Here is a 21,291-nt window from a genome sequence, read left to right on the forward strand (position 1 = left end):
ACCAATACGGAACTTACGACCTAAGCCTTACGAGCCGCACGGCCGTTACCTAGCGTCCCCGCCCAACGTTCGCAACGAAGCGAGGAGTACTCGATGGGTACGGCATGGAGACGAGCGGTGGCGGTCGCCGCCACCGGACTGGTGCTCGCAGGATGCGGTCAGGGGGCCAAGAGCGCGAGCAGCGGTGACTCCATCGCGAAGCTGGAGATCATGGCGCCCGCGGACCCCGGTGGTGGCTGGGACCAGACGGCGCGGTCGATGCAGTCGGCGGTGACCGGCGCCAAGCTCGCCAACTCGGTGCAGGTCACCAACGTCGGCGGCGCGGGCGGGACGGTCGGCCTGCAGAAGCTCCTCAACGAGCGCTCCGAGTCGTTCCTGATGATCACCGGCCTGGTCATGGTCGGCGCGGTGGAGACCAACGCGTCGGCGGCCCGGCTGGAGGAGACCACGCCGATCGCCCGGCTGACGGCCGAGGACGAGGTCGTCGTGGTGCCCGCCGACTCGCCGCACAAGACGATCGACGACCTGCTGGCCGCGGTCGCCGAGAAGGGCAAGGGCGTCTCGATCACCGGCGGTTCGGCCGGCGGTACCGACCACATCCTCGCCGGGTTGCTGCTCAAGGCGAAGAACATCGAGCCGGCGAAGCTGAACTACGTGCCGTACTCCGGCGGCGGTGAGTCGCTGGCGGCGCTGCTGGGCAAGAAGGTCGACGCGGGCATCTCCGGCGTCGGCGAGTACAAGGAGCAGATCAAGGCGGGCAAGCTGCGCGCGCTCGGCACGTCCGGCCCGAACCCGGTCCCCGACCTGAACGTGCCCACGTTCAAGGACCTGGGCGTCGAGCTGATCAACTGGCGTGGCGTCGTGGCGCCCGCCTCGATCTCGGCCGAGGCCAAGCAGCGGCTGACCAAGCTGGTCACCGACATGCACGCGAGCCAGCAGTGGAAGGACGAGCTCTCCAAGAAGGGCTGGACGGACACGTTCCTGACCGGCAGCGAGTTCTCCACGTTCATGGCCAAGGAGATCGGCCGGGTGAAGCCCGCACTGCAGGACATCGGGCTCGTCAAGTGATTGCAGCAAAAGCCGAGGAGTACGCGTTCGGCGGTCTGGTCGCGGCGGTCGGGGTCTTCACCCTGGTCGACGCGACCACGATCGCCGGGCGTGACGACAACGTCGTTGGACCACGCGCGTTCCCATACGCGGTGGGGATTCTGCTCGTCGTGACGGGCATCGCGGCGATCATCGCGACCGCCCGCGGCAAGCTCGGCCAGGCCGAGGACGCCGAGGACGTCGACGAGAACGTCCGCACCGACTGGCTCACCGTGGCCAAGCTGGTGGCCGTGCTGATCGTGCACCTGGTGCTCATCGACGTGGTCGGCTGGCCGGTCGCGGCCGCGCTGCTGTTCTTCGGCGCGGCCTGGACCCTGGGCGCGACCTGGTGGAGGGCGCTGCCGATCGCGGTGGTGCTGGCGCTGCTCGTGCAGGTGGTGTTCGCGTACGGCCTGGGCCTGTCGCTGCCCGCCGGGATCTTCGAAGGGGTGCCGTTCCTCGATGGATAGCATCACCATGCTGCTGGAGGGTTTCGCGACCGCCGCGCAACCCGAGTACCTGCTGTACGCGCTGCTGGGCGTCACGCTCGGCACGGCCGTCGGCGTGCTGCCGGGCATCGGGCCGGCGATGACGGTGGCGTTGCTGCTGCCGCTGACGTACACGCTGGAACCGACGGCGGCGCTGATCATCTTCGCCGGCATCTACTACGGCGGCATGTACGGCGGCTCGACGACGTCGATCCTGCTCAACACACCGGGCGAGTCGGCCTCCATCGTCACTGCCTTGGAAGGCAACAAGATGGCCAAGGCCGGGCGCGGTGCCGCCGCGCTCGCAACGGCCGCCATCGGCTCGTTCGTGGCGGGCACGATCGCCACGGTGCTGCTCACGTTGCTGGCGCCGGTCATCGCGGACCTCGCGGTGCAGCTGGGTCCGGCGGACTACGTGGCGCTGATGGTCGTGGCGTTCACGACCGTGGCCGCACTGCTCGGCTCCTCTCCCGTGCGGGGCCTGGCGTCGCTGGGACTCGGCCTGTTCATCGGGCTCGTCGGCACCGACACGCTGACCGGTCAGCAGCGCTTCACCCTCGGGGTGGCGACGATGTCCGACGGCATCGACGTGGTCGTGGTGGCGGTCGGCGTGTTCGCGGTCGGCGAGGCGCTGTACGTGGCGTCGCGGCTGCGGCACGGGCCGATCGAGGTGATTCCCGTGGGCGGCAAGTGGATGACGCGTGGTTTCTGGGCGCGCTCGTGGAAGCCGTGGCTGCGCGGCACGTTCATCGGCTTCCCGATCGGCACCGTGCCGGCCGGTGGCGCGGACGTGTCGACGTTCCTGTCGTACGCGGCGGAGAAGAAGCTCTCGAAACGGCCCGAGGAGTTCGGCAAGGGCGCGATCGAGGGCGTGGCCGGTCCGGAGGCGGCCAACAACGCCGCTGCGGCAGGCGTTCTGGTGCCGTTGCTGACGCTCGGGCTGCCCACGACCGCCACGGCGGCGGTGATCGTGGCCGCGTTCCAGAGCTACGGCATCCAGCCGGGGCCGTTGCTGTTCACCAACAACGGCCCGATGGTGTGGGCGCTGATCGCGTCGCTCTACATCGGCAACGTGATGCTGCTCGTGCTGAACCTGCCGCTGGTGAAGATCTGGGTGAAGGTGCTGCAGATCCCGCGGCCGTACCTCTACGCGGGCATCCTGCTGTTCGCGGCGCTGGGCACCTACGCGGTGAACTTCGTCGTGGACGACCTGATCGTGCTGCTGGTGATCGGTGTGATCGGCTTCTTCATGCGGCGCCACGGTTATCCGGTCGCGCCGCTGGTCGTCGGCCTGATCCTCGGGCCGATGGCGGAGGAACAGGTCCGGCGCACGCTGCAGATCAGCGAGGGCAAGCTCAGCGCGTTGGTGACGAGTCCGTTCGCGGCGGTCGCCTACAGCATCCTCGTCGTGCTTCTGGTGGTCGCGGTGGTGCTTCGGTTGCGCCGCAAGAAGTCCGAGGTGACGGTCTGACCGCGCACGGCGGCAAGCGCCCGTTCGTACAGTTCGAACGCATCGGCCTTGCCGCCGTGGCGGACCCACAGTTCCGCCGCGGTTTGGCAGTCACTGCCAGCCTGCCATCATCTGACGCCTCTTTCTGCCCCTGGCAGAACGGCCCTTTGAAGTAGCCGGGCTGCTGTCACCATGGCGACATGGCGGAGATCCTGGACTTCAAGCGCACCCCGGAACCCCTGTGGCGTGAAGCCCTGGGTCGCAAGCTTCGCGAGACGCGGGAGGACCTCGGCGACCGCCTGGTCGACGTGGCCGACCGCGCGGGCATCTCGGTGCAGTACCTGTCCGAGATCGAACGCGGCCGCAAGGAGCCGTCGAGCGAGATGATCGCGGCGGTCGCCGGTGCCCTGGGCATCGACCTGGCCGATCTGCTGATCGGTGTCGCCGGCCAGGTCCGCCACCTGCGCGTCCAGCAGGTCAGCCACTTCCACACCGCACGCCCGACGGGCCGCCCCTCCGGTCCCGTGGCCATGGCCTGGGCGGCTTAGCCCCGCTGGTCCAGCACCTGGTCCACCAGCCCGTACTCGACGGCGCCCGCCGCGTCGAACACGCGGTCCCGGTCGGTGTCGTGGCGCAGTTCGGCCACGGTCCGGCCGGTGTGCCTGGCCAGGATCACCTCCAGCTGCGTGCGCACCCGCACCACCTCGTCCGCCGCGAGGATGAGGTCCGGGATCGTGCCCCGCCCCTGCGCCGCGGGCTGGTGCAGCACGACCCTGGAGTGCGGCAGGACGGACCGGCGTCCTTCCGCGCCCGCGGCCAGCAGCACCGCTCCCGCCGCCACCGCCTGGCCCACGCAGGTCGTCGCGACCGGCGCCTTGATGTAGCGCATGGTGTCGTACAGCGCGAGCATCGCCGACGGGTCGCCGCCCTCGCAGTTGATGTAGAGGTTGATCTCCAGGTCCGGGTTGTCCGCTTCGAGGTGGAAGAGCTGCGCGATCAACGCGTTGGCGACGCCGGAGTCGATCCCGGTGCCCAGGTAGACGATCCGTTCGGACAGCAGGTGCGAGTAGACGTCCATGACCCGCTCGCCCCGCGCGTCCCGCGTGATGACGTTGGGAATGGTGTAGGTGCTCATGCCATGGCTCCCGAGTGCAGTCCCAGCTTGTGCATGCGGACGGGGACGACCTGCCCGAGGTCGCTGACGACGTGGTCGATGAACCCGTACTCGCGGGCCTGCTCCGTCGTGAACCACCTGTCGTGCAGCGAGTCGGTGAAGATGCGGTCGAACGGCTGCCCGGTGTCCTGCGCGATCAGGCCGAGCACGGTGTCCCTGGTGTGCCGCAGGTCGTCCGCCTGCACCTCCACCTCGACGGCCGAACCGCCGATGCCCGCACTTCCCTGGTGCATCAGGATTCGCGCGTGCGGCAACGCGAACCGCTTGCCCGGCGTTCCGGCCGAGAGCAGGAACTGCCCGGCGCTGCAGGCAAGGCCCAGCGCGAGCGTCGCCACGTCGCACGGCACGAGCCGCATCACGTCGCGAATCGCCAGCATCGAGGGCACCGAACCACCCGGCGAGTTGATCCACAACGCGATGTCCTGCCGCGGGTCCTCGCTCGCCAGCGAGAGCATCTGGGTCGCCAGCACCGTGCCGTTGTCGTCGTCGAGCGCGCCGTCGAGAATCAGCACCCGCTGACCGAAGAACCGTTCTCGCAGCCCTGGGCTGAAGAGCTTCTCGCTGTTCGTCATGGCACTGACGATGCCCGCCGCCCCAACGGGTCCGCCGCTTTCTCTGCTGAGGGCAGATCAGCTCACAGCAGGCACTGCGGGCGCCGGGACGAGTCCCGATGGCTGCCTTCCTCGTCTCCCAGCCGCAGGAAGGTGACGTGCACGGTCGTCTCGGTGATGCCGTACATGTTCACGAGGTCCGACAAAACGAAGACGGCGTCTGCGACAGCACAGTAACCTGCTCCCGCCGCAAAAGGTCCACAAAGGACTCAGGCGACCAGACGTGTAGATCACCAAGCCCGGCCAACTGCCGCGCAACACCGTCGGCCCACGCATCCAGCTGCGAGTAACGAGCGTCTGTCCACTCGCAACGCGCCGTTCGTCCCATGCGGACGGCACGCGCCGCGCGGTGGTGGCGGTGTACCGGGCGGCGAAAGCGAAAGCCCGTCTGATTCAGCCGTATCAGACGGGCGGCTGCAACGCTGTGAGCGGACCCGGCGACCTGTCAGGGCCTATGACGTCCCGGCGTTCGCCCGCAGCGGGGCGGCATGCGTCTCGACCCGCGTGACGATCGACTGGACGATATCGCCCGCGCGGACGGCCGAAGTGGACAGCAGCGACGACGTGATGCCGTGCGAGTGCTCGGTGCCGCCGCACAGGTACACGCCCGCGAGAACCTCGGGGCCGGTGGCGACCCGGTAGTCGCGCTCCACCCGGAGCCGATCCTGCTCGTCGCGCCAGAGCAGCGGCTCGACCTCGCCGAGGAGGGTGGTGGGGTCGGTCTCGCGGTATCCGGTCGCGCAGACCAGGGCGTCGACCTCCACGAGGGACTCGCGCGCGGTGTTCTCGTGCCGGATCGTCACCTCGACCCCGTCACCCGACGCGCGGGCGGACTTCAGGCGCGACATGTTGAGCAGGCGCAGCCGGCTGACGCCGCGGACCTTCTCCTCGTAGGTGCGGGCGTACAGGTCCTTGATGAGGTCGACGTCCACCACGGCGTAGTTCGTGTTGGCGTGGTAGGCCAGCAGAGCCGACTTGGTCTCCTCGGTGGCGGCGTGGAAGTCGTCGATCGCGGCAGGGTCGAAGATGCGGTTGGCGAACGGGCTGTCGTCGGCCTGGCTGTAGCCGAACCGCGCGAAGACGGCGTAGACCTCGGCCGACGGGAACGCGCGGTGCAGGTGGTCGACGATCTCGGCGGCGCTCTGCCCGGCCCCGACGACCATGAGCCGCCGTGGGTCCGTGATCCCTCCGACCCGGTCGAGGAACTCGGAGCTGTGCCAGATCCGCTCGCCCGCGGTGATGCCTGCGGGCAGTTCGGGGCTGAGACCTGGCGCGACCACGACGTTGCGGGCGAGCAACGCGGTGATGCGACCAGTCACGACGCAGCGGGCCGTCACCTCATAGTGGGTGACCATCCCCGCCTCGTACACCGGGCGCGCCGTCACGGCCTCGGTGCCGTAGTCGACCAGTGGGCTCAGCTGGTCGGCGCACCACCGGAAGTAGTCGTGGAACTCCACGCGCGAGGGGAAGAAGCTCTTGTGGTTGACGAAGTCGGCGAGGCGGTTCCGCGTGTGCAGGTACGACAGGAAGCTGAACTGGCTCACCGGGTTGCGCAGCGTGGCGAGGTCCTTGAGGAAGGAAACCTGCATCGTGGCGCCTTCGAGCAGCATGCCCTGGTGCCAGCCGAACTCGAGCTTGCGCTCCAGGAAACGCGCCGTCAGCGCCCCGCCCTGCTGGTTGTGCTCGGTGAGCGCGATTGCCAGCGCGAGGTTGGACGGGCCGAACCCGATGCCAACCACGTCGAGAATGTCCTTCGCCAGGGCGGAATCCACCCGAACCCCCATCGGTCGATGTGCTGAAGAATCCATCCGGGTCAGCGCCCGCGTTCCGCGCCGCCGTTGACCTGGATGATCTGCGCGGTCACGTGGGCCGCAGCGGGAGAAGCCAGCCAGTGCGCTGTCTCCGCCACGTCCGCCGGGACGCCCGCGCGGCCGGTGTGGCTCTGCGCGATCAGCGTCTGCTCCCGCTCCGCGGACAGCTTCCCCCTGAAGAACTCGGTGTCCTCGATGTAGCCGGGCGCGATCACGTTCACCGTGATCCCGCGCGGCCCGAGCGCCGCCGCGAGGTCGCTCGCATACGGGTGGAGCGCTGCCTTCGACGCCCCGTAGGAGCCGGACCCCGATCCCCGGTACGCCGCGATCGAGCTGATCAGCAGGACGCGGCCTCCGTCGGCGATCCGGTCGCGCATGGCCTCGGTGAGCAGCGCGGTCGTCAATGTGTTCGCCCGGAAGTTCGCCAGCCAGTGCCACGCCACGCCCGCAACGCCGTCCGGCCCGTCGTCCGGGGCGTCCAGCAGCGCGTTGCCGCCCGCGGCGTTGACGAGCACGTCGACGGACCCGATCTCGGCGGCCACTCGCTCGACGTCGACGGGCTCGGCAAGGTCGGCGACCACGGCGCTCGCGAGCTCGCCCAGCCGGGCGACGGCGGCGTCCAGCACCTGCCGCCTGCGGCCGATCAGCACCACCCGGTCGCCGTCGGCGGCGAACCGCTCGGCGGTGGCGAGCCCGATGCCGGTGCCTCCGCCACTGATCACAACCGTGCGCATCAGCTCTCCTCCCGCACCAGCAGCGGCGTCTTGTTGGTGCGCTCGTTGCGGGTGAACTCGGCGTCGGCACGCACCCTGAACCCGTCCTCGTCGCCGGCGACCTCGCCGTGCACCCGGTAGTGCTCCTCCAGCAGCCGCACGCGCAGCCGGGCGCACAGCGCGTCGGCGTCGGCGCCCGCGGCCGGCCGGATGCGGACGTGCATGCGCTCGCCGGGCGTGCCGGACTCGTAGACGGCGATCTGCACGTCCCGCACCTCGGGGTCGTCCAGCGCGGTGTCGGCCAGCTCCTGCGGGACGAACAGGATCGACCGGAACTTCACCTGCTGGTCCATTCGCCCGAGGATGCGCAGCGCGGGGTCCGGCCTGCCGCACGGGCAGCTCACGAACTCGCCGCGGTCGCCGATCTGGTACCGCAGGATCGGGTTGACGCAGCGCGGGTGGGTGTTTGTGACCAGCACGCGGTCCTGGTCCACCTCGACGTGCTGGTAGGGCATGGGGTGGAACGTGTGCCGGTCGCACTCGGGTCCGTTGTGGCCGATCACCCAGGTCTCGGACGAGCCGTAGACCGAGTGGTACTCGGCGTCGGGCAGCAGCCGCGTGGCCACCTCGGCGGCGTGGTCGCTGAACCGCTCCCCCGTCCACACGACCTTGCGGAAGTGGGAGGTGTCGCGGCCGGTGGCGGCGCAGAACTCCAGCAGCGTGGCCAGGTAGCTCGGGGTCGCGCCGATGGCCGTCACCCCGCAGTCGGCGGCGAAGTCCAGCCAGCGGCCCAGCTTGTCCCCGCCGACGCCGCCGAGCGGGACGACCGCGGCGCCGCACTGCTCGGCGAGCCGGTTGTAGAACGGGTTCATCGAGCCCAGCTCGCTGCCGGTGTTGCAGTTGAGGAGGACGTCGTCGCGGCGCAGCGGCTGCCACTGCGCGCAGATCTCCTCGATGAACAGGTCGCCGGGCATGACGCTGAGCTTGGGCGCCGACGTGGTGCCCCCGGTGCCGAAGACCACCGTGCCGTGGTCGCGGCTGCGTGCCCTGGCGAGGACGTCGGCGCGCACGGCGGCGAAGTCGTCCTTGGACAGCACGGGCAGCTCGGCCAGCGGGACCGGCCCGTCCGCGGCGGCGAACCGGGCGTACTTCTCGCTCAGCGCGGGCAGGTCGGCGGCCAGCGGGATCAGCGGCCGGGCGTCGTCGGCCGGCGTGGTGATAGCGGCGGTCATCGTGTCTCCAGGTGCGGGTGCGGCACAGCGGTGTTCATGCGCGGGTCCCAGGCGGCGAACTCCTCGGCCCGCGCGCGGGCGCGGTCGGCGATCTCGCGGGTGGTGTCCGCGTCCCAGCCAGGAGCGGTGGCCAGCCCCCACAGCGGGTGCAGGCGGGCGCCACGGCGGACCTTGGCTTCGTAGGAGTCGCAGCCGAGGTCGATCGCGGTGAAGCCGTTAGCCGCGGCGAACTCGATCGCGTGGTAGTAGGTGAGGTTGTAGTAGAGCGCGGCGGACCGGGCCATGTCGTCGTCGAGCCCGTGGACGCGCCCGAACAGGGTGCTGCCCCAGCCGAAGAACTGGGTGAAGCCGACGACCCGCCCGCCCTGCCGGGCGAGGACGACGTGGCAGATGTCGTCCATCGTCGCCACCTGCTCGGCGAACCGGCCTGCCTCGGCCTCGGCGGTGATCTCGTGGCCGTAGCGGCGCAGCACCCGCGCGGACAGCTCGCCGAGGTGCTCGTGGCACTCCGACAGGCGCAGCACCTCGGCGCGGCAGCCCGCGTCGGCGAACTTGCGCATCTCCTTGCGCATGCGCGCCGCGGTGTTCTCGCTGACCGCAGCCCGGTATCCGGCCAGCCCGCTCGGCTCGACGGGCAGCCGGGCGTGGGCGTCGAGCAGGAACACCCGGTCGTCCGGGCTCGACGGGGTCATGGCCAGTGCGTCATCGGTCAGGTAGAGCACGGCGGTCGCCGCCGCGTCCTCGGCGCGCAGGCGCTCCAGCAGCGCGGCGACGGCGGCGGCGCGCACGTCTTCCGACAGGCCGGGCCGGATCAGGTACTCCGAGCTGTAGCCGTGCCTGGTCCCGCCGAGGACGACGGGGCTGCCCGCGGGCGCACCGTAGTACTGCGGGTCGTAGTAGCGCGGGATAGCGCCTTCGAACCGGTACACCGGCAGCGCCGCGACGAGCTCCCCGTCGCGGCGCACCAGCAGGTACCGGTGCTCGCAGTCGCCGAACGTCTCGACGAACCGCAGCCAGGCGTGGCTGGAGTAGACGGCGGCCCCGGCGGCGACAGCGTCCCACTCCGTGCGGGGCACCTCCTCGACCCGGCCGGCCTCCTCGACGACGAGGTCCGCGACGGCGACCGGGCTCACTCCGGTTCTCCGGCCGCGGCTTCCTTCAGCCTGGCCTCCAGGCAGTCGAAGACCGCGTAGGTGTCGGCGACCATCTGCGCGCGGGTCGGGGCGGTCAGGAACAGCATGCCGATGCAGTTGGCGATGCCGCGGGCCTCGGTGTAGTGGGGCACCCGCGTGCCGTCCGGCGCCGTGAGCCCGTGCACGTGGGTGATCGTGCTGCCCGGCGACACCAACCGGTGCAGTTCGGCGGTGCGCGAGTCCCAGACGGGTTCGGTTCGCCACGGCCTGCCCGCGGAGTCCGTCCCGATCAGCGACAACTCCGCGGCCGCCGATCCGGCGTCGACCAGCATGCGGTCCGGGTAGTCGACCGGCTCACCGAGCAGCTGCCGGATGAACATGCCGACCAGGTCGACGCCGAACACCGACTCCACGACGCCGGTGATGGCCGAGCCACCGAACCGGGCGGCGGACTCCAGGAGCATGACCGTTCCGTCGGCGCACAGCTTCATCTCGGTGTGCGTGCCGCAGGTATCCAGGCGCAGCGCGTCCACCGCGGCCGTGGCCACCCGCTCGATCTCGCGCTGCAGCGGCTCCGGCAGCGCGCACGGGGCGTGGCTGCTCAGCTCGGTGAACGGCGGGATGGTCGGGATGCGGCCGGTGATGGCGATCGGGTGGTACACGCCGTCGGCGACGATGCCCTCGACGCTGAGGTAGTCGCCGAAGCCGGGCTCGTCGTACCAGCCGTCGGTGGTTCCCGCGATGATCTCCTCGACCAGCAGTTGGCGTGGCGCCTCCGCTTCGTAGTACTCGCCTGCGCCGTAGGCCACGAGGTCGTCGAGTGCCTTGGCGACGGTGATCCACGCGATGGCCACGTCGGCCTCCTCGCGCAGGACGAACTGCCCGATGGACCCGGCGCCCCAGGCGGGCTTGAGCAACATGGGCGCGGTCAGCTCGCGGAACGCGGCCAGCAGGTCGGCCTCGCTGCCCACCCGGCGGAACTCCGGTCCTGGCACCCCGGCTTCGGCCCAGCGCTCGCGCATGAGGCGCTTGTCGCGGGAGTCACGCACGTTGGCGCCGGGGCCGGGCAGTCCGAGCCGTTGCGCGGCCAGCGACACGGCAAGCAGCGCCCACTCGGCGAACCCGGTCACGGCGTCGGCTCCGACGGCTTTCGCGGTCTCGACGATCAGATCGACGAGGTCGTCGCCGCGGACCGGCTCGGTCCACCGGGGAATGATCTCGGCGCAGTGCTCGCGCCACGGCCCGTCCGGCAGCGGCGCCAGTGCCAGCAGGTGTACCTCGGCGTGTGCGGCCATCCTCGGCACGGCGTGGTCGAGCGGAACCCCGCCCTTGCCGTGCACGAACAGCAGTTTCTTCATGATCCCTCGGTCTCGTTCAGGGGACGGGAGGCCCGGAAGCGCACCCAGGCGACGATGAGGAGCAGGAGCACCACGACGGCGAGTGCCTGCACGAAGGTGCGGTAGCCGACGGCGGCGCCGCCGAAGCCCATCAGCATCGTGCCGACGGGGATGCTGGAGTAGACGGTGAGCCTGCGCAGAGCGAAGACCCGCACCCGGACCTCGGCGGGCGTGCGGTGCAGCCACACCGCGCCGCCCACGGCGACCAGCACCGAGAACAGCGCGCCGTTGGCCGCCATCGCCGCGACGACCAGCACCGGTGCCTGCCCGGCGGCGGCGCCCACCAGCACCAGGCAGATGACGCCGAGGCTCGCGCTGGCACAGGCCATCGCCGCGGTGCCGCGGAAGTCGCGGCGCAGGCGGGTGAGCGCCAGGGAACCGACGAGCATGCCCGCGCCGTAGGCGGTGGCGGCCCGGCCGAACCACACGGCCAGGTCGGTGGCGTCCGAGGTGTACTCCCCCAGCACGGCGGGCAGCACGGCGTAGAAGGGGAACACGATCAGGTTGGCCAGCACGCCCAGCTGGACCAGAAAGGTCAGGTCGCGGTGCCGACGCACCAGACTGACCGCGGGTTTGGCGTCGCGGACCAGGCCGCGCAGCACCGAGGCCGGCTTGGGTTCCGGCGCGTCCGCCGCGCCGAGCCGCCTGCGGGTGACCGCGTCGAGGTGGCGGCGGGCCAGCAACGTCGCGCCGATCATGCAGACGACGACTGCGACTGCGGTCAGCGGCACCACGCCCACCGCGCCCGCGGCGATCAGCAGACCGGTGAGCAGCGGTCCGACGACGCGTTCGACCTGTGAGTGGATCTGGGTCAGCAGGGCGGTGCGGGTCTGCGGCCAGGACGTGGGGGCCAGGTCGACCGCCACGGTCTCGGTGGCCGCGAGGTAGAGGGACTCGCCGGTGCTGATGAGCACGTAGCAGGTGCCCGCCAGCAGCACCACCGCCCCAGCGGGTTCCTGCCCGACGACGTAGACCAGACCAGCGACGGGCAACGTCATCAGCAACAGGAGCCGCACGAGCGTCGTGCGACTGTCCGCGCGGTCGATCACCCCCGAGACTGCGGCGACGGTGAGCAGCGAGATGACGCTGGAGAACCCGATGACCAGGCCAAGCGCGGCGCCGCCGCCCGGCGCTTTCCCGATCCACCAGCTGACGGTGAACAGGCACGCCCCGGTGGCGATGATGACGATCAGACTGGGCACCCACACGGCGAGGAACGCCGGCGTGGAGCGGTCCGAGGTGGCGGTAACGGTCATGCCGTCCCCCCAGAGGTGCGACCGCCGAGCGGGTAGCGCGGTACGCCCACCAGGGCGTTGATCTCGGCGGCCGCCCCGATCAGCTCGGCCTCGCTCCACCGCGGGCCCACGAGCTGCAGGGAGATGGGCGCGTCGAAGCCGGGGCTGTGCGCCACGGGGAACGTCAGCGACGGCAGGCCGAGCAGGCTCGCCATGGCCGCGTAGTTCACCCGCGGCGAGGTCGCCAGCTCCGCCGGATCGGGAATGGTGGACGCGACGGCGGGCTCGGTGTGGATGTTGCGGGGCATCATCGTGCCCGCGGGCAGCAGCCAGATGCCGGTGCCGGCGAGCAGTTCGGCGGCGCGCACCTGGTAGGCGTCCTGGATGCCGATCAGCTCGGCGTAGCGCACGTCGTCGCAGGAGCGGCCGGAGGCGAGCGCGAGGCGAGTCGCCTCGGCCAGTTCGTCGTCGATCTGGTCGCTGGTGCGCTGCCAGGTGTCGGCGGCCTCCCGTGCGCAGAGTTGGTAGGCCGTGCCGCGGGCGGTGAACAGCTCGCCGAGCTCGACGGTCCGCACCCGGTGGCCCGCGTCGGTGAGAGCGGCGACCGCCGCGTCGACCGAGGCGCGGATCTCCGGTTCGAGGTCGGCGTCGAGCGCCTCGGCGACGACACCGACGGTCAGCGGGACGCCGGTCAGGATCTCACGGCCGACGAGGCCGAGCGCGGGGTCGTGCTGCTCCCAGAAGTGCGCGAGGTCGTCGACGGTGCGGGTGATCCAGCCGGGCGCGTCCAGCCGCCCGGAGATGGTGAACACGCCTTCGAGGAGCCGCTTGTCGCTGGTCATGCGCAGCCCGGTCAACCCGCACGCGGCGGCGGGCAGGCGGACGGAGGCCACCGTGTCGGTGCCCATCGCGACGTCGCAGATGTTCGCCGCGACCGCGACCGCGCACCCGGTGCTGGACCCGGCCGGGTCGAGGTGCGGGAAGTACGGGTTCACGCAGCCGTGGTCGAGGCCGATGTTCAGCTCGGTGGTGACCAGCTTCGCGGTGATCGAGCCCGCCGGGACGCCCGCCAGGGCCGCCGCGGTGGCGGCCGGGTGGGCGCGGTGCCTGCGCAGGCCGAGCCGGGTGGCGAAGCCCGCGACGTCGACGGTGTCCTTCACCCCGATCCGCAGCCGCGGGTCCGTCACCGGGTGCAGCTCGACGGCCGCGCGGTAGCGGGCGTCGGCGTGACGCGCCCAGGCGTCGGCCTCGGCCGGGTCGATCGGGCCGCGCTCGCGCAGCGGCGCCAGCAACGCGGGCGGTGGCTGTCGGTGGTTCATCGCCGGTTTCCTCCGGGGCTGATCAGTTCTGCCGCGTACCGCACGACGGCTTCGGCCTGGCCGCGATCGAGCCGCGGGTCGCACAGCGACGTGTACGGGGCCAGCGGCTCGGTGCGCACGAGGTCTTCCGGCCGGGCCAGGCACTCGGCGACCGGGTCCGGCGTCATCTCCAGGTGCAGACCGCCTGGCCGCAGGCCGTGCCCGCGCAGGACGCCGACGAACCCGCCGACCTCGGTCAGCACGTCGGCGAGCAGCCTGGTCTTCTGCCCTGCGGCGGTCTTGCGGGTGTTGCCGTGCATGGGGTCGCACATCCAGACCACCGACCCGGCCATCGGTCCGAGTGCGGCGATCAGCTCGGTGAGCTTGGGGACAACCTGCTCGGCGCCCATCCGCGCGATCAGGGTCAGCTTGCCCTCACCGCGGGCAAGGCCGGTGACCAGCGCCGTGATCTCCGGTGCGGTCATCGTCGGCCCGACCTTCAACCCGACCGGGTTGGTGATCGACCGCGCGAAGTGCACGTGCGCACCGTCGGGCTGCCGGGTCCGGTCGCCGATCCAGAGGAAGTGCGCCGAGGAGGCGTAGTGCCCGCCCGCGTACCAGTCCGGCCGCACCAGCGGCTGCTCGAAGTCCATCAGGAGGGCCTCGTGGCTGACGTAGGTCTGCACGAACGGCCCGTCGCAGGCCAGCGGGAGGAACCTGTTGAGGAACAGTGCGTCCAGCCCGGCCGCGGCGTGGTCGTAGGCGGCCAGCAGCCGCCGCACGTCGGGCTCGCGCTCGGCCAGGTCGAACCCGTTGACCGCTTCGCCGCGAAACGCCGGGACGACGGCGCCGTCCGGCAGTGTTTCGACGGGACTCGACCGGGGCTTCGCGTACTGCCCGGCGAAGCGGCCGACCCGGACGACCGGCAGGCCGGTGTGCCCCTCGAACAGGTCCGCCAGGTCTTCCAGGAGCGCGGCTTTCGCCTGCATGCGGTCGGCGGTGGCGTCGGCGAACGGTTCGGCGCAGTCGCCGCCCTGGATGACGAACGCCTGACCGCGGGAGGCCGCGCGCAGTTCGCCGCGCAGCGCGTGGCAGGCCGCGGCATCCACCAGCGGGTGTCGCGCGCCCAGTTCGGCGCGCACGCGTGCGACGGCGTCCGGCGCCTGCCAGTCCGGTTGCTGCGCGGCGGTCCGCTCGCGGCTGGTGACGCCGTCGCCGCCCAGGCTCGTGGTCGTCATCGCGCGCTCACGCCCAGCGAGTACAGCCGGTCGGTCTTGACCTTGCCGGTGGCCGTGCGCGGGATGCGCGGCACGCGATGGACGCCGCGTGGCAGCGGCAGGTCACCGAGCAGTCCCGGCAGCCGCGGCCTGAGGTCGTCGGCCGGGCCGGTGTGGAACAGCTCGTAGTGCTCGCCGCGGATCCCGTCGCGCACGGCCAGGCAGACCACCTCGGTTCCCGGCAGCGCCGCGGCGAGCAGCCCTTCCACCGCGCCCAGGTCGCAGCGGCGGCCGTTGATCTTCACCAGCCGGGAGCTGCGACCCACGAAGTGGAACTCGCGATCGCCGACGACGCGGACGACGTCGGTGAGGAGGTGGGTGGTCGCGGCCGCGGCCGCGCCGACGCGCCGGGCGATGCGGGGGCTGCGCACGTGCAGCAGGCAGGTCTCGTCCGGCGACTCCGGCCGGTCCGCGAAGGCCACGTCCGGCAGCAGCCGCCAGGGTGCGGGGTCAGCCGAGATGTCGCGCTGGGCGACGCCACCGGTCTCCGTCGACCCGAACAGCTCGACCGCGCGGAGCCCGCGAGCCGTCAGCGCCGGCAGCGCCTGCGCGGTCGCCGCGGTCGTCGGCCCGGTGCCGTGCAGCGCGATCGAGCCGGTGAGGTCGGCGGCGCCCGCGGCCACCGCGCGCATGACGTGCCAACTCGCGGGCAGGCACACGAACAGGGTGCGGGCGCCGGCCGGCAGGACGGGCAGGGCCAGCACGTCGTGCGAGAGATCCTGCACGGGCACGCCGAGGATGCGCGGCAGCAGGTCGCCGAACAGCGTGCCGTAGAGGTGGGTCGTCGGGGCGAAGGTGACGACCTGGTCCACCGGGCCGAGCGAGGCCGCGGCGACCAGCTCGGTCTCCGCTACCAGCTGCGCGCCGGTGCGCGCCCAGTCGACCGGCTCGCCGGTGTGCCCGGAGGTGCGGAAGACCCGGTCGGCGACGGTGATCACCTCGCCGCCCCGAGCACGGCCTGGTCCTCGATCTGGTCGCGGACGAACTCGGCGATGCGGGCGATCGAGGCGAACCAGTGCCGCACGTCGTGCCCGACGAAGTCGACCTCGATGCCGAACTCGGCTTCCACCCTGGCGATGCAGTCCAGTGCGGAGAGGCTGTCGTAGTTGCCGTCGAGGCCTTCGGTCAGCGGGACGTCGTCGGCAAGGGCGTCGACGGCCGGGCCGAACTGGTCGCGGAGCACGTGCCGGACCCTGGCGTTGACCTGCTCGGTGGTGGGCAGTTCGCTCATTGGTCAGCCTTTCGGTTCGTCAGCTCGACGCAGTACGCCCGAGCGCCAGATGTGCACGTGCTCGCGTGGGGTGGGACGGAATTCCAGGTACAGGAACGCCGACGGGTGGACGACGCCCAGCGCGGCGGCGACCTGTTCGGCGAACGCGGCGCGGAACTCCTCGTCCCGGTCGGTTCCGACGCACGCCACGACCGAGGCGAAGCGGAGGCCGTCGGCGTCCTTGGCGACCGCCTCGACCGGCATCCCGCCGGTGAAGACGGTGCCGGGCCGGTGGTCGGTGAAGTGCACCACGACGTGTGCCGGTTCGACGCCGCGGTCGCGGAGCCAGCGGGTCAGGCCGAGGGCCACCGCGCGGCGCCTGGGCACGGGCAGGGGATCACAGGTGATGGTGATGGTGGGCATGGTCCTTGGGCGGATCAGGAGAGGACGACGGCGGGCAGCGCCGTCAGGCGGTCACCGAACCGGGCGCGCAGCAGCGCCGCGAGGCACCGGGCGAGCGGGTCGTCGCCGAGCGGGGCCAGCGGGGTCCAGGTGGCCTGGTCCACTGTGGACACCCTGGCCACGAACCTGCCCACATGGTCGGCGTCGACGGCGACGCCGTGCACGTCGGCGGCGAGGACCGCCTCGTACGTGGAGAGGAGGTCGGGCATGCGGTTGCCCTCGTTGGCATATCCGCCGCCCTTGACGTGGTGGGCGCGCAGGACCTCGGCGACCACGGTCGCATCCGGTTCGCCCAGCGCGTGCCGGACCCGGTGGGCCTGGAGCGTGGACCGCAGCGTCGGCCGTTCACCGGGGGTGTGCGCGTAGGACTCACCCACCCGGCAGGAGCGCAGGAACCGGGCGAGCCCGGCGCGGTCCAGGTGTGCGCCGACGGCCGTGGCCGCGGCGACGGCGGACGCGGTGGAGACCATGTCGGAGCCCCTGCCCTCCCAGTAGCCGAAGCCGCCGTCGGGGTTCTGCATCGCGACCAGCCACTGGGCGACCAGGGCCCGGCCGTCCGGGTCGGCGGCGAACGCACCCGCCGCGAGCGCCCAGGCCGTGCACCGGATTTCCGCGCCACGTCCCGGCATGTACATGACGCCACCTTCGTTGGGCAGCTGGCAGCTCTCCAGCCAGCGCACCATGTCCGCGGCATGGGGCTCGCCGCGCAGCACGGCCGCCGCCGTGGTCAGGGCGTCCCAGGCGGCACCCGGTTCCCGGTAGGTGTAGCCCCCACCGGGGCAGGCGAAGCGGGCGAGCGCGGTCACGACCGCCTCCGCGGCTTGGCCGGGCAGGTCGGTGAGCGTCCCTGCCGCGCAGAACGACGCCCACACGTCCTCGACGGCGTAGCCATCCCAGCGGACGAAGGCGCCGGTCGGTCCGCGCAGGCCGATGACGAAGGCCGCGACCGAGTCGGCGGGCTTGCGCCCCAGGGCGGACAGGGCGCCGGTGGCCCGATAGGTCGCCCACAGGCACGGGACCTCGGTGTCCTCGGCGAACCGGAAGCCGCCCGTGGCGTCCTGTTGGGACAGAAGCCAGGACACCAGGGCCTCGACGTCCCACGGTGGGTCGGCCGGCTGGTGGTTCGCCAGCGCACGCCACGCGGCGATGCCGTAGTAGCAGGCCCGCACGTCCGCCGCGCCGGTCCCGGCGTGCTCCGGCGTCCAGGCGAGGCCGCCGCCGCTGGTCTGCAGTCCGCGCAGCCAGTCGAGCAGTCTCGCGCGGTCGGGTACGTCCCGCCCGCAGATCTCCACCGCGGTGCGAGTGGAGAAGTGGGTGGCCCACACGTCGGGCGCCTGCCCCGGCATCATCGCGAAGGCCACGCCGGACCAGGTGCGCTCCAGCCACGTCCACAGGCCGGAGGTGTCGGCGAGCGGCGACCCGAGGTCGCGCATGGCCTGCGTGCAGTAGAAGGTGGCCCACGCATCGGAAGGCATGCCGCGGCTCCACGCGAACCCGCCGTCGGCGTTGCGCCGGTTGGCGAGGTAGGCGGTAGTGGCCTCCGGCTCGGGCACCGAGTCGAGGCGGTCGAGCCACGCGAGGGTGCGCACGGCGGCGTAGGTGCACCAGAGGTCGGGCTCGCCGGTGCCCGTCCCGGCGATCATCGGGCGGGTTCCACGATGCGGATGTTGGACCGCTTCCAGCTCTTCTGCGAGCCGCCGCTCTTGGTGGTGGCGGGCAGTGTGTTCACAAAGGACACGTCGTCCCACCGGAGGCCGAGCGCGGTGGCCGACGCCTCCTGCACCGCTTCCCGCTGGGCCGGCTCGGTGGCACGGTCGGCGTCGATGTCGCGCTCGAGCAGGAGCCTGCCGTAGCCGCCATCGCGGTCGAGCTCGATCAGGTAGCCGGTGCTGGAGCTGGCCCGGTAGACGACGTCCTCGACCGCGCGCAGCGTGAGAGCGCTGCCACGTAGCGACAGCGCCTCCGCCGAGCGGCCGCTGACCGTGACGACCGGGGCGGGCGAGCCGCAGGCGCAGCCGGCCGTGACCACCACGTCGTCGCCGGTGTCCAATTTGATCAGTGGCCGAGCGTGGAGGTTCAGCGGGGTGACGACGAGCCTGCCCCGGTCACCTTCGGACAGCCCGACCACGCCCCGGCCGGTCGCCAGCTCGAAGTGGTTGGCGGCAAGAAGCAGGTGCAGGTTCCCGTGCACGCAGGTCGCCGCCAGGGTGCCGGTTTCGGTGCTGCCGTAGCTGGCGTCGAACGCGGTGGCTCCCCACCAGGCGCCGAGGCGCTCACGCATCGCGGCGGTGCTGACCTCGCCGAGCAGCATCAGCGAACGCACCGATGCGCTGACGTCGGGGAGCTGTCCGCGCTGCTTGAGCAATCTGGACAGTTGCATCACGACACCCGGCGCGGCGAAGACGACCGTGGGCCGCAGGACGGCGAAGAGGCCGAGAAGGCGGTCCCAGTCGGTGATCCCGGTGGCGAAGGGGTACGCACGGGTGTGCACGAGGCCGCGGTGCTCGCAGACGTTGACGATCAGGTCGGCGACGGGCACGACGTCGGAGGGCAGCAGCACCAGCACGCGGTCGTCGTCGGCGAGGACGTCCTGCCAGGCCGCCGAGACCGAGGCGACGTTCCAGATGATGTCCTCCGCGAGCCGCGGCGTGGGCGTGACCTGACCGGACGTGCCGGTGGTCTCGTAGTACTTCGCCGCAGCACCGAGGTCGGCGACGATGTAGTCCCACGGCTGGGACTTGATGGCGTCCTTCGTGGTGACCGGTCGCCCGCGCAGCGCGGCCATGGAGAAATCACCCAGGTCCCCGTACGCGGCGGACTTCTTCGCCCGGTTCCACACCGAGGCGAGTTTCCTGTCGTAGAAGGACCGATCGGGCGCGGAGGCTCCAATCGTGCGCATCTCGTCGATCGCAGAGCACAGCTCTGTCAAGAGCTCATAGCTGTTTATCAGCACAAAGATCCCCAGATCCCCACTGTTCCCCAAACAGATACGCCCGCGCATTGCCGAGCACGGCGCAGAACGTAACAGCAGCGGCAACGCGCTAAAGCAGATCACGCTAAATGTGACCCAGAGCACACCGCTGCGCCGAATGGCCTATACCAATTACTTCGAGGTCTCGGCGACCACGGCGCGCAACCTTCCGGAAAGCAGAAGTTGGGCGACGGACTCGATATCGCCATCCTGTCGGCGGTCTCCCGACACAAATCGAGCGCATTCACGGACAACACCGTGGACACGTCGCGACACTGATGACACGCGTTCCAGACCACGCAGTTCGAGCGCCTGAGCGACGGCCAGAAGGTGGATCGCCGCGACCTGCGCGGTCAATTCGAGAACAGTGCGCGCACCTCGGGCCGCGATCGTGCCCATACTCACCTTGTCCTGGTTGTGGGACTCGCTCGACCTGGAGAAGATTCCCGCGGGCCCTGCCTCCTTCAGCGCCTCGGCGGTGACGGCCGAGCAGGCGATCTGCATTCCCTTGAAGCCGTGGTGCACGCCGCGCCCGGCTTCGGCGCCGACGAGGTTGGCAGGCAGGCCGCGGCTGAAGCGCGGGTCGACGACCAGGGCGAGCTGCCGGTCGAGCAGGTCGGCGACGTTCGCCGCGGCGATCTTGAGGCTGTCCATCGCCTGTCCGACGTGACCCGCGTAGAAGTTGCCGCCGTGGTGGACCGTCCCGGCCCGCGAGTCGAACAGCGGGTTGTCGGTGCTCGAATTGACCTCGACCGCAACCCAGCGGCTCGCCCACTCCAGCGTGTCCCACAGCACTCCGGTGACATGAGGGGCACATCGAATCGAGTAATTGTCCTGCACACGTTCCCCGCCGGAACAGTTCTGTTCACCTGCCGTGCACCGAGCGGACGTCACGTCGTCCTGGGACCGCGCCAGCCGGGAATCGCTCAGGATCCGGCGGATCAGCTCGGCACTCTGAATCGAACCTCGGTGCGGCTTGGCTGCGAACAGGAACTCGTCGAAGTGCGCACGGTTGCCCAGAATCGCCTCGCTCGCCATCGCCGTGACCAGATCCGCCGCGAATGCCAGCTCCTCGGCATCAGCTACGGCCAATGCGGCGAACGCTGCGGCGAACGAAGTTCCATTGATGAGCGCAAGCCCTTCCTTCGCTTCCAACGCGATCGGGTTCAGGCCCGCATCGATCAATGCATCAACCGCACTCCACGTCGACCCGCGATAGTCGACATCGCCCTCTCCCATCAACGCGGCGGCGATGTAGCACAGCGGAACGAGATCGCCGCTCGCCCCGAGCGAACCCCGCTCCGGAACCCGCGGCACCACATCGTGCAGAACCATCCCCAGCAGCAGGTCGACGACCTCCGGCCGAATCGCGGAATCGCCGCGCGCCAAACTGTTCGCCCGGATCAGCATGGTCGCCCGCACGACGTCGCGGCACGCGAGCGGGCCGACGCCGTTGAGGTGGTAGCGGATGAGATTCCGCTGGAGCTCGGCCGCGTCCTCCACCGCGATCCGCCGGTGCGAGCTGTCGCCGAAGCCGGTGGTCACCCCGTAGACGGGGACACCCTCGGCCAGGCGCTTCTCCAGGACCCTGACCGAATCCTCCATCCGGACCACGGAAACAGGGTCCAGGCCGACCCGGACCGGGGCCGCCGACCGCGCGGCGCCGGCGATCTCCCGGATGGTCAACGATGATCCGTCCAGGACCATTGCCGGTCGCGTGTGGACGTCGTACATGGTGCTCCC

21 protein-coding genes are annotated in these 21,291 nt (G+C 71.1%); 4 read left to right on the forward strand and 17 right to left on the reverse strand.

Annotated features, from left to right (window positions below; genetic code table 11):
* Nucleotides 1–93: 93 nt before the first annotated feature.
* The 4 genes from IG04_RS0113175 to IG04_RS0113190 all read left to right on the forward strand — a co-directional run bounded on the left by IG04_RS0113175 (nt 94) and on the right by IG04_RS0113190 (nt 3,572).
* Complete coding sequence (locus tag IG04_RS0113175; RefSeq protein WP_030476899.1) at nt 94–1,068, forward strand: Bug family tripartite tricarboxylate transporter substrate binding protein; 975 nt, start codon at nt 94–96, stop codon at nt 1,066–1,068.
* On the forward strand, nt 1,065–1,556 hold the full coding sequence (locus tag IG04_RS0113180; protein ID WP_030476900.1) for a tripartite tricarboxylate transporter TctB family protein: 492 nt from the start codon (nt 1,065–1,067) through the stop codon (nt 1,554–1,556). Before IG04_RS0113175 ends, IG04_RS0113180 begins: the two co-directional genes overlap by 4 nt.
* The gene (locus IG04_RS0113185; protein WP_030476901.1) at nt 1,549–3,045 is read left to right on the forward strand and encodes a tripartite tricarboxylate transporter permease; all 1,497 of its coding nucleotides are present in this window, start codon (nt 1,549–1,551) and stop codon (nt 3,043–3,045) included. Before IG04_RS0113180 ends, IG04_RS0113185 begins: the two co-directional genes overlap by 8 nt.
* Before the next feature lie 179 nt (nt 3,046–3,224).
* Entirely contained in the window at nt 3,225–3,572 is a 348-nt protein-coding gene (locus IG04_RS0113190) for a helix-turn-helix domain-containing protein (protein WP_030476902.1), read from the forward strand.
* Here IG04_RS0113190 and IG04_RS0113195 read toward each other — a convergent pair.
* From IG04_RS0113195 to IG04_RS0113275, 17 genes are all read right to left on the reverse strand, one after another.
* The gene (locus IG04_RS0113195; RefSeq protein WP_030476903.1) at nt 3,569–4,159 is read right to left on the reverse strand and encodes a ClpP family protease; all 591 of its coding nucleotides are present in this window, start codon (nt 4,157–4,159) and stop codon (nt 3,569–3,571) included. The two genes, IG04_RS0113190 and IG04_RS0113195, sit on opposite strands and share 4 nt — an antisense overlap.
* A complete protein-coding gene (locus IG04_RS0113200; protein ID WP_030476904.1) occupies nt 4,156–4,770 on the reverse strand; it encodes a ClpP family protease in 615 nt (204 codons plus the stop codon). The genes IG04_RS0113195 and IG04_RS0113200 overlap by 4 nt, the downstream gene beginning before the upstream one ends.
* Nucleotides 4,771–4,832: 62 nt before the next feature.
* The gene (locus tag IG04_RS48595) at nt 4,833–4,955 is read right to left on the reverse strand and encodes a hypothetical protein (protein ID WP_276326670.1); all 123 of its coding nucleotides are present in this window, start codon (nt 4,953–4,955) and stop codon (nt 4,833–4,835) included.
* Nucleotides 4,956–5,261: 306 nt separating this feature from the next.
* Nucleotides 5,262–6,581 carry a lysine N(6)-hydroxylase/L-ornithine N(5)-oxygenase family protein gene (locus IG04_RS0113210; RefSeq protein ID WP_245816358.1) on the reverse strand — a complete coding sequence of 440 codons (1,320 nt, stop codon included), beginning with the start codon at nt 6,579–6,581 and terminating at the stop codon, nt 5,262–5,264.
* A 41-nt stretch (nt 6,582–6,622) separates the two neighbouring features.
* Nucleotides 6,623–7,354 (reverse strand): SDR family NAD(P)-dependent oxidoreductase, encoded by a 732-nt coding sequence (locus IG04_RS0113215; protein ID WP_211257748.1) that lies wholly within the window; start codon nt 7,352–7,354, stop codon nt 6,623–6,625.
* Nucleotides 7,354–8,565: a phenylacetate--CoA ligase family protein gene (locus IG04_RS43940; protein ID WP_051769782.1), complete on the reverse strand. Its 1,212-nt coding sequence runs from the start codon at nt 8,563–8,565 to the stop codon at nt 7,354–7,356. The genes IG04_RS0113215 and IG04_RS43940 overlap by 1 nt, the downstream gene beginning before the upstream one ends.
* Nucleotides 8,562–9,698 (reverse strand): GNAT family N-acetyltransferase, encoded by a 1,137-nt coding sequence (locus tag IG04_RS0113225; protein ID WP_030476908.1) that lies wholly within the window; start codon nt 9,696–9,698, stop codon nt 8,562–8,564. Before IG04_RS0113225 ends, IG04_RS43940 begins: the two co-directional genes overlap by 4 nt.
* Entirely contained in the window at nt 9,695–11,056 is a 1,362-nt protein-coding gene (locus IG04_RS0113230) for an ATP-grasp domain-containing protein (RefSeq protein WP_030476909.1), read from the reverse strand. The genes IG04_RS0113225 and IG04_RS0113230 overlap by 4 nt, the downstream gene beginning before the upstream one ends.
* A complete protein-coding gene (locus IG04_RS0113235) occupies nt 11,053–12,351 on the reverse strand; it encodes an MFS transporter (RefSeq protein ID WP_030476910.1) in 1,299 nt (432 codons plus the stop codon). Before IG04_RS0113235 ends, IG04_RS0113230 begins: the two co-directional genes overlap by 4 nt.
* Nucleotides 12,348–13,649: an amidase family protein gene (locus IG04_RS43945; protein ID WP_051769784.1), complete on the reverse strand. Its 1,302-nt coding sequence runs from the start codon at nt 13,647–13,649 to the stop codon at nt 12,348–12,350. The genes IG04_RS0113235 and IG04_RS43945 overlap by 4 nt, the downstream gene beginning before the upstream one ends.
* Complete coding sequence (locus tag IG04_RS0113245; protein WP_051769787.1) at nt 13,646–14,866, reverse strand: 3-deoxy-7-phosphoheptulonate synthase; 1,221 nt, start codon at nt 14,864–14,866, stop codon at nt 13,646–13,648. Before IG04_RS0113245 ends, IG04_RS43945 begins: the two co-directional genes overlap by 4 nt.
* Nucleotides 14,863–15,843: a class I adenylate-forming enzyme family protein gene (locus IG04_RS0113250; protein ID WP_051769792.1), complete on the reverse strand. Its 981-nt coding sequence runs from the start codon at nt 15,841–15,843 to the stop codon at nt 14,863–14,865. The genes IG04_RS0113245 and IG04_RS0113250 overlap by 4 nt, the downstream gene beginning before the upstream one ends.
* Nucleotides 15,840–16,136, reverse strand: coding sequence for an acyl carrier protein (locus IG04_RS0113255; protein WP_030476914.1), 297 nt, complete (start codon nt 16,134–16,136; stop codon nt 15,840–15,842). Before IG04_RS0113255 ends, IG04_RS0113250 begins: the two co-directional genes overlap by 4 nt.
* A 3-nt stretch (nt 16,137–16,139) precedes the next feature.
* Complete coding sequence (locus IG04_RS0113260) at nt 16,140–16,538, reverse strand: hypothetical protein (protein ID WP_030476915.1); 399 nt, start codon at nt 16,536–16,538, stop codon at nt 16,140–16,142.
* Between the two features lie 14 nt (nt 16,539–16,552).
* A complete protein-coding gene (locus tag IG04_RS0113265) occupies nt 16,553–18,259 on the reverse strand; it encodes a prenyltransferase/squalene oxidase repeat-containing protein (RefSeq protein WP_420843977.1) in 1,707 nt (568 codons plus the stop codon).
* Nucleotides 18,217–19,476 carry a phenylacetate--CoA ligase family protein gene (locus tag IG04_RS0113270; protein WP_144065454.1) on the reverse strand — a complete coding sequence of 420 codons (1,260 nt, stop codon included), beginning with the start codon at nt 19,474–19,476 and terminating at the stop codon, nt 18,217–18,219. The genes IG04_RS0113265 and IG04_RS0113270 overlap by 43 nt, the downstream gene beginning before the upstream one ends.
* 204 nt (nt 19,477–19,680) lie before the next feature.
* Nucleotides 19,681–21,234 (reverse strand): HAL/PAL/TAL family ammonia-lyase, encoded by a 1,554-nt coding sequence (locus IG04_RS0113275; protein WP_248782523.1) that lies wholly within the window; start codon nt 21,232–21,234, stop codon nt 19,681–19,683.
* Nucleotides 21,235–21,291 lie beyond the last annotated feature (57 nt).

This window comes from Lentzea albidocapillata, from assembly GCF_000719115.1.
Classification (GTDB): domain Bacteria; phylum Actinomycetota; class Actinomycetes; order Mycobacteriales; family Pseudonocardiaceae; genus Lentzea; species Lentzea albidocapillata.